At 72.8% G+C, this 13,613-nt stretch carries 10 protein-coding genes and 1 pseudogene; 5 read left to right on the top strand and 6 right to left on the bottom strand.

All coding sequences use genetic code 11. The features are described 5' to 3' along the window. Positions 1-27: 27 nt before the first annotated feature. Positions 28-1,374: an NADP-specific glutamate dehydrogenase gene (gene gdhA, locus ACFC0G_RS28995; RefSeq protein WP_376408472.1), complete on the bottom strand. Its 1,347-nt coding sequence runs from the start codon at positions 1,372-1,374 to the stop codon at positions 28-30. A 300-nt stretch (positions 1,375-1,674) separates the two neighbouring features. Between gdhA and ACFC0G_RS28990 the strand changes: the two genes are divergently transcribed. Then, positions 1,675-4,029, top strand: coding sequence for a collagenase (locus ACFC0G_RS28990; protein WP_376408469.1), 2,355 nt, complete (start codon positions 1,675-1,677; stop codon positions 4,027-4,029). 163 nt (positions 4,030-4,192) lie between these two features. Further along, positions 4,193-4,594, top strand: a pseudogene (locus tag ACFC0G_RS28985) (response regulator transcription factor); the annotation flags it as partial. On the opposite strand, the gene ACFC0G_RS28980 reads toward ACFC0G_RS28985, so the two are convergent. Then, the gene (locus ACFC0G_RS28980) at positions 4,578-5,483 is read right to left on the bottom strand and encodes a universal stress protein (RefSeq protein WP_376408466.1); all 906 of its coding nucleotides are present in this window, start codon (positions 5,481-5,483) and stop codon (positions 4,578-4,580) included. The pseudogene ACFC0G_RS28985 and the gene ACFC0G_RS28980 sit on opposite strands and share 17 nt — an antisense overlap. Before the next feature lie 243 nt (positions 5,484-5,726). On the opposite strand from ACFC0G_RS28980, the gene ACFC0G_RS28975 reads away from it, so the two are divergent. Together ACFC0G_RS28975 and ACFC0G_RS28970 are read left to right on the top strand one after the other, a co-directional pair. Next, a complete protein-coding gene (locus ACFC0G_RS28975) occupies positions 5,727-6,350 on the top strand; it encodes a CBS domain-containing protein (RefSeq protein WP_376408463.1) in 624 nt (207 codons plus the stop codon). A 26-nt stretch (positions 6,351-6,376) separates the two neighbouring features. Next, positions 6,377-7,375: an Acg family FMN-binding oxidoreductase gene (locus ACFC0G_RS28970; RefSeq protein WP_376408460.1), complete on the top strand. Its 999-nt coding sequence runs from the start codon at positions 6,377-6,379 to the stop codon at positions 7,373-7,375. Between the two features lie 141 nt (positions 7,376-7,516). Here the strand turns inward: ACFC0G_RS28970 and ACFC0G_RS28965 are convergent, their stop codons facing one another. Beyond that, positions 7,517-9,493 (bottom strand): hypothetical protein, encoded by a 1,977-nt coding sequence (locus tag ACFC0G_RS28965; protein ID WP_376408457.1) that lies wholly within the window; start codon positions 9,491-9,493, stop codon positions 7,517-7,519. Positions 9,494-9,648: 155 nt separating this feature from the next. On the opposite strand from ACFC0G_RS28965, the gene ACFC0G_RS28960 reads away from it, so the two are divergent. Then, positions 9,649-10,647 (top strand): MerR family transcriptional regulator, encoded by a 999-nt coding sequence (locus tag ACFC0G_RS28960; RefSeq protein WP_376408454.1) that lies wholly within the window; start codon positions 9,649-9,651, stop codon positions 10,645-10,647. A 69-nt stretch (positions 10,648-10,716) separates the two neighbouring features. Here ACFC0G_RS28960 and ACFC0G_RS28955 read toward each other — a convergent pair whose 3' ends face one another. Genes ACFC0G_RS28955 through ACFC0G_RS28945 form a run of 3 tightly spaced genes read right to left on the bottom strand, consistent with a single transcriptional unit; the run spans position 10,717 to position 13,591 of the window. Continuing rightward, the gene (locus ACFC0G_RS28955; RefSeq protein WP_376408451.1) at positions 10,717-11,529 is read right to left on the bottom strand and encodes a DUF1295 domain-containing protein; all 813 of its coding nucleotides are present in this window, start codon (positions 11,527-11,529) and stop codon (positions 10,717-10,719) included. Then, positions 11,526-12,833 (bottom strand): class I SAM-dependent methyltransferase, encoded by a 1,308-nt coding sequence (locus ACFC0G_RS28950; protein WP_376408448.1) that lies wholly within the window; start codon positions 12,831-12,833, stop codon positions 11,526-11,528. Before ACFC0G_RS28950 ends, ACFC0G_RS28955 begins: the two co-directional genes overlap by 4 nt. Next, positions 12,830-13,591 (bottom strand): DUF1365 domain-containing protein, encoded by a 762-nt coding sequence (locus ACFC0G_RS28945; protein WP_376408562.1) that lies wholly within the window; start codon positions 13,589-13,591, stop codon positions 12,830-12,832. The genes ACFC0G_RS28950 and ACFC0G_RS28945 overlap by 4 nt, the downstream gene beginning before the upstream one ends. Positions 13,592-13,613 lie beyond the last annotated feature (22 nt).

Raw genomic sequence — 13,613 nt, 5'->3', positions numbered from 1 at the left:
TGCGGATGAAGCCCAGGGCGGGGCCGGTCAGATGACGCCCTGCGCCGCCATGGCCTCCGCCACCCGCAGGAAGCCCGCCACGTTGGCGCCGAGCACGTAGTCGTCCGGGCGGCCGCCGTACGACTCGGCGGTGGCGCGGCACTCGGCGTGGACGCCGCGCATGACCGCGGCGAGCCGGGCCTCGGTCTGCTCGAAGGACCAGCTGTCGCGGGCCGCGTTCTGCTGCATCTCCAGCGCCGAGGTGGCCACCCCGCCGGCGTTGGCGGCCTTGCCGGGGCCGAAGAGGACCCCCGCCTCGCGGAACACCTTCACCGCCTCGGGGGTGCAGGGCATGTTCGCGCCCTCGGCGACCGCGAGGACTCCGTGCTTGACCAGGGCGACGGCATCGTCGGTACCCAGTTCGTTCTGGGTCGCGCAGGGCAGGGCGATGTCGCAGGGGACGTCGTACACCGTGCCGCGGGCCGAGAAGCGCGCGGTCGGCTTCGCCTCCGCGTAGGCCGAGATCCGGGCCCGGCGCACTTCCTTGATGTCCTTCAGGAGGTCCAGGTCGATGCCGTCCTCGTCGACGAGGTATCCGGAGGAGTCGCTGCAGGCCACCACGCGGCCGCCCAGGGCGTGCACCTTCTCCGCGGCGTACACGGCCACGTTCCCGGATCCGGAGACCACCACCCGGCGCCCGTCGAAGGCGGCGCCGCGGGTGGCGAGCATCTCCTCGGCGAAGTACACCGCGCCGTAGCCCGTCGCCTCGGTACGGACGTGGGAGCCGCCCCAGCCGACCGGCTTGCCGGTGAGCACGCCGGACTCGTAGCGGTTGGTGATCCGCTTGTACTGGCCGAAGAGGTAGCCGATCTCACGACCGCCCACACCGATGTCGCCGGCGGGCACGTCGGTGTGCTCGCCCAGGTGACGGTAGAGCTCGGTCATGAAGGACTGACAGAAACGCATGATCTCGCCGTCGGAGCGGCCCTTGGGATCGAAGTCGGCCCCGCCCTTGCCGCCGCCGATCGCCATCCCGGTCAGCGCGTTCTTGAAGATCTGCTCGAAGCCGAGGAACTTCACGATGCCGAGGTTGACGCTGGGGTGGAACCGCAGGCCTCCCTTGTACGGGCCGAGGGCGCTGTTGAACTCCACCCGGAAGCCCCGGTTGACCCGCACCGCACCCTGGTCGTCGACCCAGGGGACCCGGAAGAGCAGCTGCCGCTCGGGCTCGACCAGCCTTTCCAGGATTCCCGTCTCGGCGTACTCGGGATGCCGTTCCAGGGCGGGACCGAGGGACTCCAGCACCTCGGTCGCCGCCTGGTGGAACTCGACCTCTCCGGGGTTGCGTCGGCAGACCTCCGCGTAGACGGCCTCGATGTGTTCGTTCACGTTCACCGCTGTGTCCCGCTTTCCTCGGCTCCGGATCCCGCACGGTCCGGAAGTGTTCGTGCCGAGCCGATCAGACAACCGGGCGAGCGTCCAGACCGTGTCCAACGCGTGGGCGTCGAGAACGGCCGAGGGAGGGGAGGGGGACGCGGCTTCCGGCTCGCCGAGTTGACAACGTTTCAGTTGCGGAAGCCGGCCAATGTGTCCGAAAGACTTCCAGTGCGATGCGACATGTGAAATTTTACACGTCACACATCAGTCGCCTCGTGTCCCAGCACGCGGCCACAACGGCCCCGGAGGCCCCCACAGATGCATCCCTTCCGGATATCGAAGGCCAACGCGCGCAGACTTCCTGCACTCGGCGCGGCCGTCTTCCTCACCCTCGGCCTGTTCACGGCACAGAGCCAGGCCGCCTCCGTCGGCGCCACGGCCCCGGCCCCGTCGCAGGCCCAGGGATACGCGGACTCGGCACCGCGGTCGATCCCGGTCCCCAAGTCGCCCGACGCGATGAGCAACGGCTCCCGCTTCCGGATCTCCTCGCAGGACAGCGCCGAGGAGACCTCGCCGGCACCCGCCCCGGCCGTCAAGTCCGCCAAGACGGGCAAGACCGACAAGACCGGCAGGCTGTCCTCGGCCCTCGCCGCGGACGAGTGCGGCGACCTCTCCGGCGTCATCAACGCCACGGGCAGCGCGCTGGTCCAGCAGCTCAAGGCGCTCCCCCAGATCACCTGTACCTACCCGCTGTTCAACCTCACCGGCGAGGACGCGCGCAAGGCCTTCCGCGAGCCCCAGATGGTGACCGTCGCCAACGCGCTGCGCGACGCCTCCGCCACGTACGCGGGCAACAACAACGCCGACATCGGCCAGCTGGTGCTGTTCCTGCGCGCCGGCTACTACGTGCAGGACAACCACGCGGACGTCGTCGGCGACTACGGCACGGCGCTGGACACCGCGGCCCGCGGCGCGCTGGACGCGTTCTTCGCCGCCCCGCGCAGCAAGGACGTCACCGACGCCAACGGCGAGATCCTCAACGAGGTCGTCACGCTGATCGACAGCACCCACGCCGCCGGCCGCTACGCCGGCGTCGTCAAGTGGCTGCTCGGCAGCTACGACGGCACCTGGCCGAGCCAGATGAACCTCTCGATGCAGCACGTCGAGTGGGTCGTCGAGAACGGCTTCAAGGCCAAGAACGACGACCGCGGCTGGCGGGCCGCCCTCAAGGCCGACCCCGCCATCCTCGACACCTGGGCCGGCTTCATCACGCGCAACGGCGCGCAGCTCAACCGCCTGGACGTCGTCAGCAACGTCGGCCGCTACCTCGGCTACGCCCTCGACATCCCCGAGCTCAAGGACCGGGTCCGGCCGCTGCTGAAGGACCTGATCAACCGCTACCCGAACGTCGGCCCCACCGCGCCGATCACCATGAACCTGGGCTGGTACACGCGCCAGTACGACCGCGGCAACTGCGCGGCCTACGCCATCTGCGACCTCGGCGACCGCGTGCTCCCGGTGATCCTGCCGATCCAGCACACCTGCAACGCGGGCCTGAAGATCCGCGCCCAGGACGTGTCCCCGGACCAGCTGGCGAGCACCTGCACCAGCCTGATCAACCAGGACGCCTACTTCCACCGGGTCATCGGCGACAAGGGCGCGATCCCCGGTGACGTGAACACCAACCTCGAGGTCGTCGTCTTCGACGACTACACCAACTACTCGCTGTACGCCTGGGCGATCTACAACATCGACGTCGACAACGGCGGCATGTACGAGGAGGGCAACCCGGCCGTCCCCGGCAACCAGGCCCGCTTCATCGCCCACGAGGCCCACTGGCTGCGCCCGGACTTCCAGATCTGGAACCTCAACCACGAGTACACCCACTACCTCGACGGCCGCTACAACATGTACGGCGACTTCGAGGCCGGCATCGTCACGCCGACCATCTGGTGGGTCGAGGGCATCGCCGAGAACATCTCGTACGGCTACCGCAACGAGCGCAACGCCGACGCGATCGCCGAGGCCGGCAAGAACACGTACAAGCTGAGCGACCTGTTCGACACCGTGTACGGCCAGGACGAGGACCCCGAGGTCAACTCGAACCGCGTCTACCGCTGGGGCTGGCTCGCGGTCCGCTACATGCTCCAGGCGCACCCCGCCGACATGGAGACGGTCCTCAACAAGTACCGCACGGGTGACTGGAACGGTGCCCGCACCTTCCTGAAGCAGACCATCGGCACCAGCTACGACGCCGGCTTCGCCACCTGGCTGGCCACCACCTGCGCGACCGCCGACTGCGGCCCCCTGCCGGAGGCCTCGGTCGTCGCCCCGACCACCCCGCTCTGCACCATCAGCGACCCCCGTCAGTTCGACAAGAACTGCCGCCGGGACAACCTCGCTGCCGCCACCGGCAACTACAGCTACCACTTCGTGTACCTGCCGGCCGGCACCAAGCAGCTGACCATCACCAGCAGCGGCGGCACCGGCAACGCCGACCTGTACTACGGCGGCGGCAGCTGGGCCACCACCGGCAGCTACCAGTCGAAGTCCACGAACGCCGGCAACAACGAGACCCTGACGATCGACAACCCGCCGTCCGGCTGGGTCTACTTCAGCCTCGCCGCCGCGCAGGACTTCAGCGGAGTGAGCCTCTCCACGCAGTCCAAGTAAGCAGCTCGACGGGGCCGTTCCGGATCTCTCCGGAACGGCCCCTTGGTCTGTGGCTCGTCCGTGGCTCGTCCGTGTCTCGTCCGTGGCTCGTTCGCGCCGGGGCGACCGAGGACAGACAATCTTTGTGAGGGCTTGTACGGGCCCATCGACCACAGGGATCGCCATGACCGATCTGCCGGCAAGCGACGCACCCACGCGGGTCTTCCTCGTGGACGATCACGAGGTCGTCCGGCGGAGCCTGCGCGATCTGATCGACGACGAGCCCGACATGCAGGTGGTCGGTGAGGCGGCCACGGCCGACCAGGCCTTGGCCAGGGGGCCCGCTCTGCGGCCGGACGTCGCCGTCCTCGACGTACGGCTGCCCGACGGCGACGGGATCGGCGTGTGCCGGGAACTGCGCGCGCGGATGCCCGGTCCGGCGTGCCTGATGCCGACCTCGTTCGACGACGAGGACGCGCTCCTGGACGCGATCACGGCGGGGGCGGCGGGCTACGTGCTCAAGCAGATCAAGTCGAGCGCACGCGGCGGCCGGTCCTCCGTGGTGCCGGTCACGAGGTCCCGTGTCCGGGTCCGTGCCGGGGGATGAGCATCACCGGGCAGTGGGCGTGTTGCAGCAGGGTGAGCGTGGTCCGGCCCAGCGTCGGTCCGAGGTACCCGGGGGCCCGTCGGCCGCCGACGACGACGAGGTCGGCCTGACCGGACGCTTCGACGAGCGCTCCGGGCACGCTGGTGTTCCTGTCGCCCTCGATGTCGATCGTCAGCGCGGGGAACTCGCCCCGGAGGCGATCGGCGACATCGGTCAGCGCGCGCACGTGTTCCTGAGCGTTCCCTCGGGCGCCGTTGCGCGGCAACAGCCGTGTACCGGGGTGAGAGGCCGTGTTCCACACGTGCAGGAGCCGCAGGGGCACCTTTCGGAGCAGGGCTTCGCGGGCCGCCGCCCGGGCGCAGCCGAGGTCGGCGTCGTCCCGGACCCCTGTCAGTACGGCTCCGGGCTCGGCGGACTCCGCGGGCCCGCGCACCACGACCACCGGTGTGGTCGCGGTGGCCGCGACACGGAGGCCGACCGATCCGAGCATGAGTGAGGAGAATCCGCCGAGGCCCCGGTGTCCGACCACGATCGTGCCGCTCAGTGCGGCGGCGTGGCGCAGGCTGTCGGCAGGCGAGCCCCTGCCGAGTTCCTTGACGAGCGGCAGGTCGGGATGGCGCGTGGTGACGGCGTCGGCGGTGCGGTCGAGGATCTCCTGGCCGGTCCGTCGGCTCCGGTCGATGTCCGCGGGGACGAGGAGGCGAGCCGGCGCGTCCGTGTCCGTCGCGTGGACCACGGAGAGTCCGGAGCCTCGCAGCGCCGCCTCATCCGCGGCCCACATCGCCGCCGCCTGCGCGGACGGTGAACCGTCGACACCGACGGCGACCCTTCCGAGGCCCTGAGGGCCCGGGCCCGTCGTTCCGGCCATGGTTCCTCCTCGTCGGGTCCATGAGCGCTGCTTCCACTCTCGCACCTGCCCCCTGGGAGGCCGGAGGGCCTCCTGGGGAAACAGGTGGGGCCAAAGGTCCCCTCGGTGGCGGCGAGGCACCCGGCCGAGGCCCGGTCGGGCCCGACGGTGGACCGTTCGGCCCCTCGCGGACGCCCGCCGGGCGGTGGACGGTGGTGACACGGGGGTTGGTCCACCGTCGACGGCCGGAGCGGGAGGCACGCGATGAAGCACCAGAAGGTCGGTGGCCTGATGACCGACGACGTGGTCACGGCCCTCCCGGACACGTCGTTCAAGGAGCTGGCGAAGCTGCTCGCCGAGCACGGCATCAGCGGGCTGCCCGTCGTGGACGAGGACGATCATGTGGTCGGAGTCGTCTCCGAGAGCGATCTCCTGGCCCGCCGGGCCCTCGTCGCCCGGGATCTGATGACGGTACCGGCCGTCACGGTGCACGCCGAGGAGCCGGTGGCGGACGCCGCCCGGCTGATGGTGCGCCGCGGGGTGGAACGCCTTCCCGTGGTCGACGAGGAGGAACGGCTGGTGGGCATCGTGACCCGCCGCGATCTGCTCTGTGTCTTCCTCCGCCCGGACCCGGAGATTCGGCACCGCATACGGGTCGACGTCCTCGTGGATGCCATGGGACTGCCGGAGGACGCGGTGGACGTGCACGTCCTGGACGGTGTCGTGACCCTCACCGGCCGGGTCCGGCGGCGGAGCCGGGCCGTGGTGCTGCTGCGGCTGGCCGAGCGCGTGGACGGCGTCGTCGCCGTCGCGGACCGGCTGTCCGTCCGTGAGGACGACACGCGCCTCGCCCCGTCCACGCCGACGGCCTACGACTACTCCCCGTGATACCCCACGCACAGACAGGACGACCCGTGTCCACCACCGCGCTGCCCAGGCCGCTCGTGACCTCGCTGATCGAGGACGCCGTCACGGCCCCGTCGATGCACAACGCCCAGCCCTGGAGGTTCGTCCACCGAACGGACACCGACACCATCGAGCTGTACGGCGACCCCTCGCGCGGCATGCCGCGCCAGGACCCCGACCATCGGTCCCTCCACATCGGGTGCGGTGCCGCGCTGTTCGGCCTGCGGGTCTCCGCCGTCCACCGGGGTCTGCGCCCGGTGGTCCGGCTGCTGCCCTCCCCCGGCGACCCCTGGCGGCTCGCCGACGTACGTTTCGACGACCCCGACGACGCAGACGGCGGGGACGACGATCTGGGCACGCTCCATGCGGCTCTGGCTCGCCGGCACACCAGCCGGTTCCCCTACACCGAGGAGCGCGTGCCCTCCGAGGTCATCGACGGGCTCTGTGCCGCGGCCGTGCTCGAGGGCTGCCGGCTGATCGTCCCGGGGGCGTGGCACACGGACGCCGTCCTGCATCTCGTCCACGTCTCCGAACTGTTCGAGGCGGCGGACGAGGCGGTACGCGCGGAGATCACCGCCTGGACCCGCACGGGTGCGGCGGGGGAAGGGCCCGACACCGAGGGCATCCCCTCGTACGCCTTCGGCCCGCGGCAGTACGACGTGACCTCCCCGGTCAGGGACTTCGGCGCCCGGCAGCAGGTACCCGGCCGGTCGTCGGCGCGCTTCGAGAAGAGGCCGCAGATCGCGCTGCTCGGGACGGCCGAGGACACCCCGGAGGCGTGGCTGAAGGCCGGCCAGGCCATGCAGAGGGTCCTGCTCCAAGCCACCCTCGACGGACTCGCCACCTCGCTCATGTCTCAGCCTCTCGAATGGCCGGAACTCCGTACCGAAGCACGCGATCCCGACTCGGCGGTCGGCTTCGTCCACATGGTGATCCGCCTGGGCTACGGCCCCGAAGGCCGGGCCACCCCTCGCAGGCCCGCCTCGGACGTCCTCACCTTCGCATGAGCGGCCCGCCGGGATCCGCCGTCGCGGTCCGCCGTCACGGCCCCGCTGGCCGCCGGACTCGCGGTCCCGCGGACACGTCGGGCGAGTGCCCGCGCGACGGCGGCCCTCATGCCCGCCGTCTTTCCGGCCAACGTGCCCGCCTCAAGAACCGCCGGATTCCCGCTCGTTCTCCCCCCAGCCGTGAAGGTCGGCGGAGCCGGGCACCGTGCCCGTCAGCCGGACCTGTCCGGCCGCGTTCGCCCGGACGGCCAGGACCTGTCCTCGTGCGGTGGCGGAGACGGGTCCCCGGGCGGTGACCGCGGTCAGGGCACGGCTGCCGGCGGCGAGGAACCAGCGCGTCCCCGACGGTGCCGTCCAGTACGTCCCCGCCAGCATGTGCTGGCCGAAGCGGCTGCACGCCGCCGTGTCCGCGGGTGTCCGGCCCGGCACCCGTACCGGCGTCGGCCGGGTACGCGCGTCCGGACCCTCCCAAGTCACCGCCACACGGGCGCGCCCGTCCCAGCCTTCCGCGCGGGTGCACGTCCAGGTGGCGCGTCCGGCCCGCTCCGGCAGGGTCTGCTGGGCGAACTCCCACCGGTTCACGGCCCGTACGCCCGTCCCCGAAAGACCCGGCAGCGCGCACGCCGACCGGGCCCAAGCGGCGAGCCCCGCCGCCGACGTCGCCTCGCGCGGCTGGCGCGCGGGAGCTCCGGTCCCCGGCGCCGGGGTCCACGTCAGGTGCACGGGGCCGGGCTCGCCGAGGTCCGCCAGCAGGAAGGAGTGGTCCTCGACGATCCGGGTGGACGACCGCACCTGGAGCGCCGGAACGCGCCGGCAGTCGCCCGACGCCTTCGGTACGGGGTCGGTGACGCCGTCCCCGGAGACGGCCAGCCGCCGGGCCGGCACCTCGGGCCTCAGGAGGTCGCGCACCGCGCTCTCGTCGATCCAGGGGGCGAGCAGGAACCGCGCGCCCTCCGGCGTCCTGCCGACCGCCACGGCCGCGCCGGAGGTCACATCCGCTTCGTCGGCCCGGGCGAGTTCGAGGAGCGCTCGGCCCCGGCCCGCGAGCGGCTCGGCGTACCGGACGAGCCGGCCGCCGTCGTGGAGGAGGACGACGGCCGAGTCGTCGACCGTTCCGGCGAAGAGGAGTCGGGCGGGGGCGGCGGGTGGCGTCGTCGGCGTTCCCGGCGTGACGATCACCCGGACCCCGGCCGGGTCGCCGGTGCCCCGCGCCCAGGCGTCGAGCGCGCGGGACAGCAGGGCCGTGTCGCCGGTCCGCCCCCCGCGGGCGGGCCACGCGGTGAAGTCGACGCGCCCGGTGTCGGCCCACAGCTCCCCGGAGGTACGGAGCAGGAGCCCGGGGTCGGACGCGCGGGCGGACGCGGCGGCGAGGGCCGTGACGGACGGCGGTACGGGTGCCGCCGGCTCCGGCCGCGGGGTGAGCACGGCGACGGTGGACGCGGCGAGCAGCACGGCGACGGCGGCGAGGCCGGCGAGGCGCGCACGGTGCCGGCGGCGCAGCAGGTCCGTCGGACGCGCCTGCACGGTGCACGGGTCGAACTCGACGCCGTTAAGCAGCAGTTCGGCAACGGGGCCGAGGTCGGCGCGGAGGCGATCGGCGGCGCGGACGGCGTCGTCCGGCGCGGTGACGCCCTCGGCGGCGAGAAGGCGGGCGGTGGGTTGCGCGCCCAGTCCTTCGAGGACGCGCAGGGCGAAGGCGGCCCGCACCTCCGGGGTCGCGGCGGCCAGTGCGGATTCCAGCGCGACTTCGCCGTCGGCACCGGCCCGTGGGAAGAGCCTCAGCCCGAGGACGGCGGGGAGCGGGTGCCGGCCGCGGGACCGGAGGGGGTGGGCCGCCGCACGCAGGGCGGCGGACACGACGCGTTGCCGCAGCCAGGCGAGGACCGGGTCCGGCTCTCCGCGCTGCGCGGGAACCGTCGGGTCGGGGGCCGGGCCCGAGCGTGAAGGGGCCGCCGCCGAGAAGGACTTCTGCGCGAGGGCGTGCGCGGTGAGCAGGCGGCGGTGCCTCCCGAGGGAGGGCGGGAGGATCAGGTGGGCGAGCCGGACGAGCTGCGGGTAGTGCTCGACGAGGGCGGCCTCGGCGTCGTTGCGGGTGGGGCGGGTAGCGCGGGTGGACACGGTGGGGGATATGCCGGTGTCCGGAAGGCGTGCGTGCGACTGCATGCCCGTGTCAACGACAGCACTGTGGAGCGGTTACCTCGTACGGGTGCTCAGAGAGTCCTCCGGTCTGATGACGCCGCACTCGCGTCGTTCGTGCGTCGTACCATGGATGCATGACCGACCTGACACACGGGGTCGGGGTCACGACGGGGACCGTGGCCCGACGCCTGGGGGTCTCCCCCACCACGCTGCGATCGTGGGATCAGCGCTACGGGATCGGTCCGGCGGTCCGGGAGAACGGTCGGCATCGGCGCTGGTCGCCGACGGACATCGCCGTCCTTGAGGAGATGTGCCGGCTCACCACATCGGGCATGCCACCGGCCGAGGCGGCCCGGGTGGCCAGGGCCCACGCCGGACAGCGGCCCGCGCCGTCGTCCGCGCCGCCCGGCGCCTCCGTGCCGGCACGGGCCCCCGGATCCGGCAACGGGCTGCCTCTGGGCGAGGTCCACCGGGAGTTCCGGGGACTGGCCCGGGCAGCCGTACGCCTCGACAGCCCCACCATGGACACGCTGCTGCGCGAGTTGGTCGCGACACACGGGCTCGTCACCTCGTGGGAAGAGGTGCTCGTGCCCACCCTGCACGCCGTCGGACGCAAGTGGGAGTCGTCGGGCGACCGGTACGTCGAGGTCGAGCACCTCATGTCCTGGCACATCTCCACGACTCTGCGGCAGTTGGCGGGCTCCGCCCGGTCGTATCCGGGCTACACGACACCGGTGCTGCTCGCCTGCGTCCCGGGCGAGCAGCACACCCTCGCGCTGGAGGCCCTGGCCGCCGGCCTCGCCGAACAAGGCCTGCCGGCCCGCATGTTCGGTGCGGCGGTACCGGCCGAGGCTCTGGACGCGGCGGTGCGACGGCTGGGCCCGACGGCCGTGGTCCTCTGGTCGCAGTCCCGCTCGACCGCCGGCCACGCTCTGGCCCGGCACGTGGCCGACACCTCGTTCGGCGTCAGGGGCGCCCGGACCCATCCCCTCGTACTCCTTGCGGGCCCCGGCTGGGCCGGCCGCCCGGTCGCACCGGGCATGCTGAGGCCCGCCGGGCTGCGCGAAGCCCTCGACATCCTGACCCGCCGCTGCACCGCCGCGCCCTCCGGCGACCGGAACCCTGTCGGCTGAGGCCGTGGGGGGCCGTTCCCGTCGGGCTCGGTCGCGGGCCGGGCGCGCGGGCGGCGGAGGCGGCGGCCCTCATCGGGCCTCGGTCCGCGTGCGCCGGCGTGGCGGTCGAGGCAGGAAGCCGCTCGTGCGGGCGGCGTAGGCGGCGTAACCGGGCCGGTGCGCCATGTGGGCCTCCAGCAGCCGCTTGCCGCTCCCCCAGATGAGCAGTGCGCTCATCACCAGGGGCGACACCAGGCTGAGGAGAGCCGTCTGCCGGCTTGCGCAGGCTGTCAGGTAGAGCCCCCACCAGACCAGGAAGTCGCCGAAGTAGTTGGGGTGCCGGGTCCAGCTCCACAGCCCCCGGTCCATGATCCGCCCCTGATGCGCGGGGTCGGCCTTGAAGCGGGCGAGTTGATGGTCTCCCACCGCTTCGAAGGCGAGGCCCGCCGCCCAGAGGACGACGCCGAGGACGAGCAGGGGGTCCACGCCTTCAGGGAGGTACGACGCCGCCTGGACGGGCAGGGAGACGAGCCAGACCAGCGCGCCCTGGAGCAGATAGACCTTGCGCAGTGCGTAGAACGCCGGGTTGCCGGGTGCCCGGGCCAGCATCTTCGCGTAGCGGGGGTCCTCGCCGTGGCCGCGGCCCCTGCGGGCGATGTGGAACGCGAGTCGCAGCCCCCACAGGCAGGTGGCGAGGGCGACGACGAGCCGCCGGCCGTCGTCCCCGTACCCGGCGGACAGCACCCAGGTGACGACGGCGACCGCGGCGAACGCGAGGCCCCAGGCGACGTCGACGATCCGGTGGACGCCCTTCACCGAGGCGATCACGAAGGTCACCAGCATCACCGCGAGGGCCGCACCGGCCGACGCGGCGAGATTGACCGCCAGTGCCGACGCGGTCATCGGGTCGCCCCGGGGGAATCCGTGGCGACGAGCCGGAGCTGGCGGACGTCGAGGTAGTGGGCGCGGAAGCCCGCCTCCGAGTAGGCCAGGTACAGCTCCCACATGCGGTGGAAGACCCGGTCGAAGCCGAGTGCTCCGACCGCCGCCGACTCCTGGACGAACGCCTCCCGCCAGAGCCGGAGCGTCTCGGCGTAGTGCGCGCCGAAGCCGGTGTCGTGGGTGATGCCGAGGCCGGCGGCCGTGCTCTCGCGGGCGAGGGCGTCCCGTGACGGGATGAGGCCGCCGGGGAAGACGTACTTGCTGATCCAGGTGTGCGTCCGGGCGGTGCGGAGCATCCGTTCGTGCGGCATGGTGATGGCCTGGAGGGCGACGGCCCCGCCGGGCGCGAGCAGGCGGCGCAGGGTGGCGAAGTAGGTGGGCCAGTACTCGGCGCCGACCGCCTCGATCATCTCGACGCTGACCACCGCGTCGTAACGGCCCTGGACCTGCCGGTAGTCGAGCAGTTCGACGCTCACGCGGTGTGCCACCCCGGCGTCGGCGATCCGGCGCAGGGCGAGCGCGCGCTGCTCCTCGGAGAGCGTGACGGTCAGGACGTCGGCGCCTCGCGAGGCGGCACGTACGGCGAGTTCGCCCCAGCCGGTGCCGATCTCCAGGAGTCGGGTCCCCGGGCCGACCCCGGCCAGGTCGAGCAGGCGGTCGATCTTGCGGTGCTGGGCCGGGGTGAACTCCCCCGGTGTGGCGGGGAGGGTGTCGAACACGGCCGAGGAGTAGGTCATGCTCGGGTCGAGGAAGCGGGCGAACAGGTCGTTCGACAGGTCGTAGTGGCGGTGGATGTTGTCGCGCGCGCCGTCGAGGGTGTTGCGGTCGCGGGCCGGGCGGCGGCGCACCCAGGCGCCCCGGAGCCGGTGCAGCGGCGCCGGTACGAGGTCGTCGACGTGGGCGGCGAGCACGGTGAGGAGGCCCACGAGGTCGTCGCTGTCCCACTCGCCGGCCATGTACGACTCACCGAAGCCGATCAGCCCGTCGGCACCGATCCGCCGGTGGAAGGCGGCCGGGTCGTTCAGGGTCAGGGTGGGCGGGCCGGCCTCGCCGGTGGTGGGACGGGGAACGGAGCCGGGCGGGCCTCCGGGACCTGTCCGCAGCGGCAGCCGGGCGAAGGCGCGGGCGAGGACGCGCCGGGCGATGGCCGTGCGCAGGCCCGAGGCGCGCGGGAGACGGGCGACGTCGGGCCAGCGCTCCGGGTCGACGGGCGGACGGCCGGACGCCGCGACGAGGGGGACGGCCGACGGGACGGAGACGGTCACAGCATGCCTTCTCGGGTGGGCGGGACGGGACGGGGACGGACGGGAAGTCCCTTGAGGTACAGGCGGATCCCGTGCCACCGGATGCCGGCGCTGACGGCGGCGGTGGACCACGGGTGTCGCAGCGCCGCCTTGAGCAGGCCGCGCGCGTCGGCCGGGCGGCGACGGCCGCGGACCGTGGCGGTCAGCGGCCGGCTCCCGTCGCCGTGCCGCAGTTGGACGGTGAGGTCGAGGCGCTCGCCGGGGAGCGGGAGGCGCATCCGGTAGGAGCCTTCGACGTCGAGGAACGGGGAGACGTAGAAGTCCTTGGCGACGTCGGCGAGTCCGGCGGCGTCGGGCCGCAGGAGGTAGCAGTGCCGGCCGCCGTAGGTGTTGTGGACTTCGGCGACGACGCAGACGGGGCCGCCGGTCCGGTCGTGGCACCAGTACAGGGTGAGCGGGTTGAAGACGTGGCCGAGCACGCGCGCGTGGGCGAGCATCAGCACCCGTCCGTCGGCGTTCCGCACGCCGTGGGAGGCGAGGTAGGCGTCGAGGCCGGCGCGGAGGGTGGGGGCCCGCCCGCCGAAGTGGTCACGGGCGTCGAAGCGGGCCAGCGGCCGCAGGAGGCGGGGCAGCCGGGGCAGGGCGTCGAGGTCGACGAGCCACAGGTACGTGCGCTGCCGCAGGGTGTGGCGCACCGGCCCGACGCGGGTGTGGGCGACCTCGCAGGGGTAGAGCGCGGGCAGATCGGCCGGCACGGGTGAGACGGGTGCGGCCGGTATGGCGGAGGTGGCGGGTGCGGCA

Origin of the sequence: Streptomyces sp. NPDC056169, from assembly GCF_042268445.1 — a bacterium.
In the GTDB taxonomy this organism is placed as follows: Bacteria; Actinomycetota; Actinomycetes; order Streptomycetales; family Streptomycetaceae; genus Streptomyces.
This window is presented reverse-complemented; position numbering and strand designations above follow the sequence as displayed.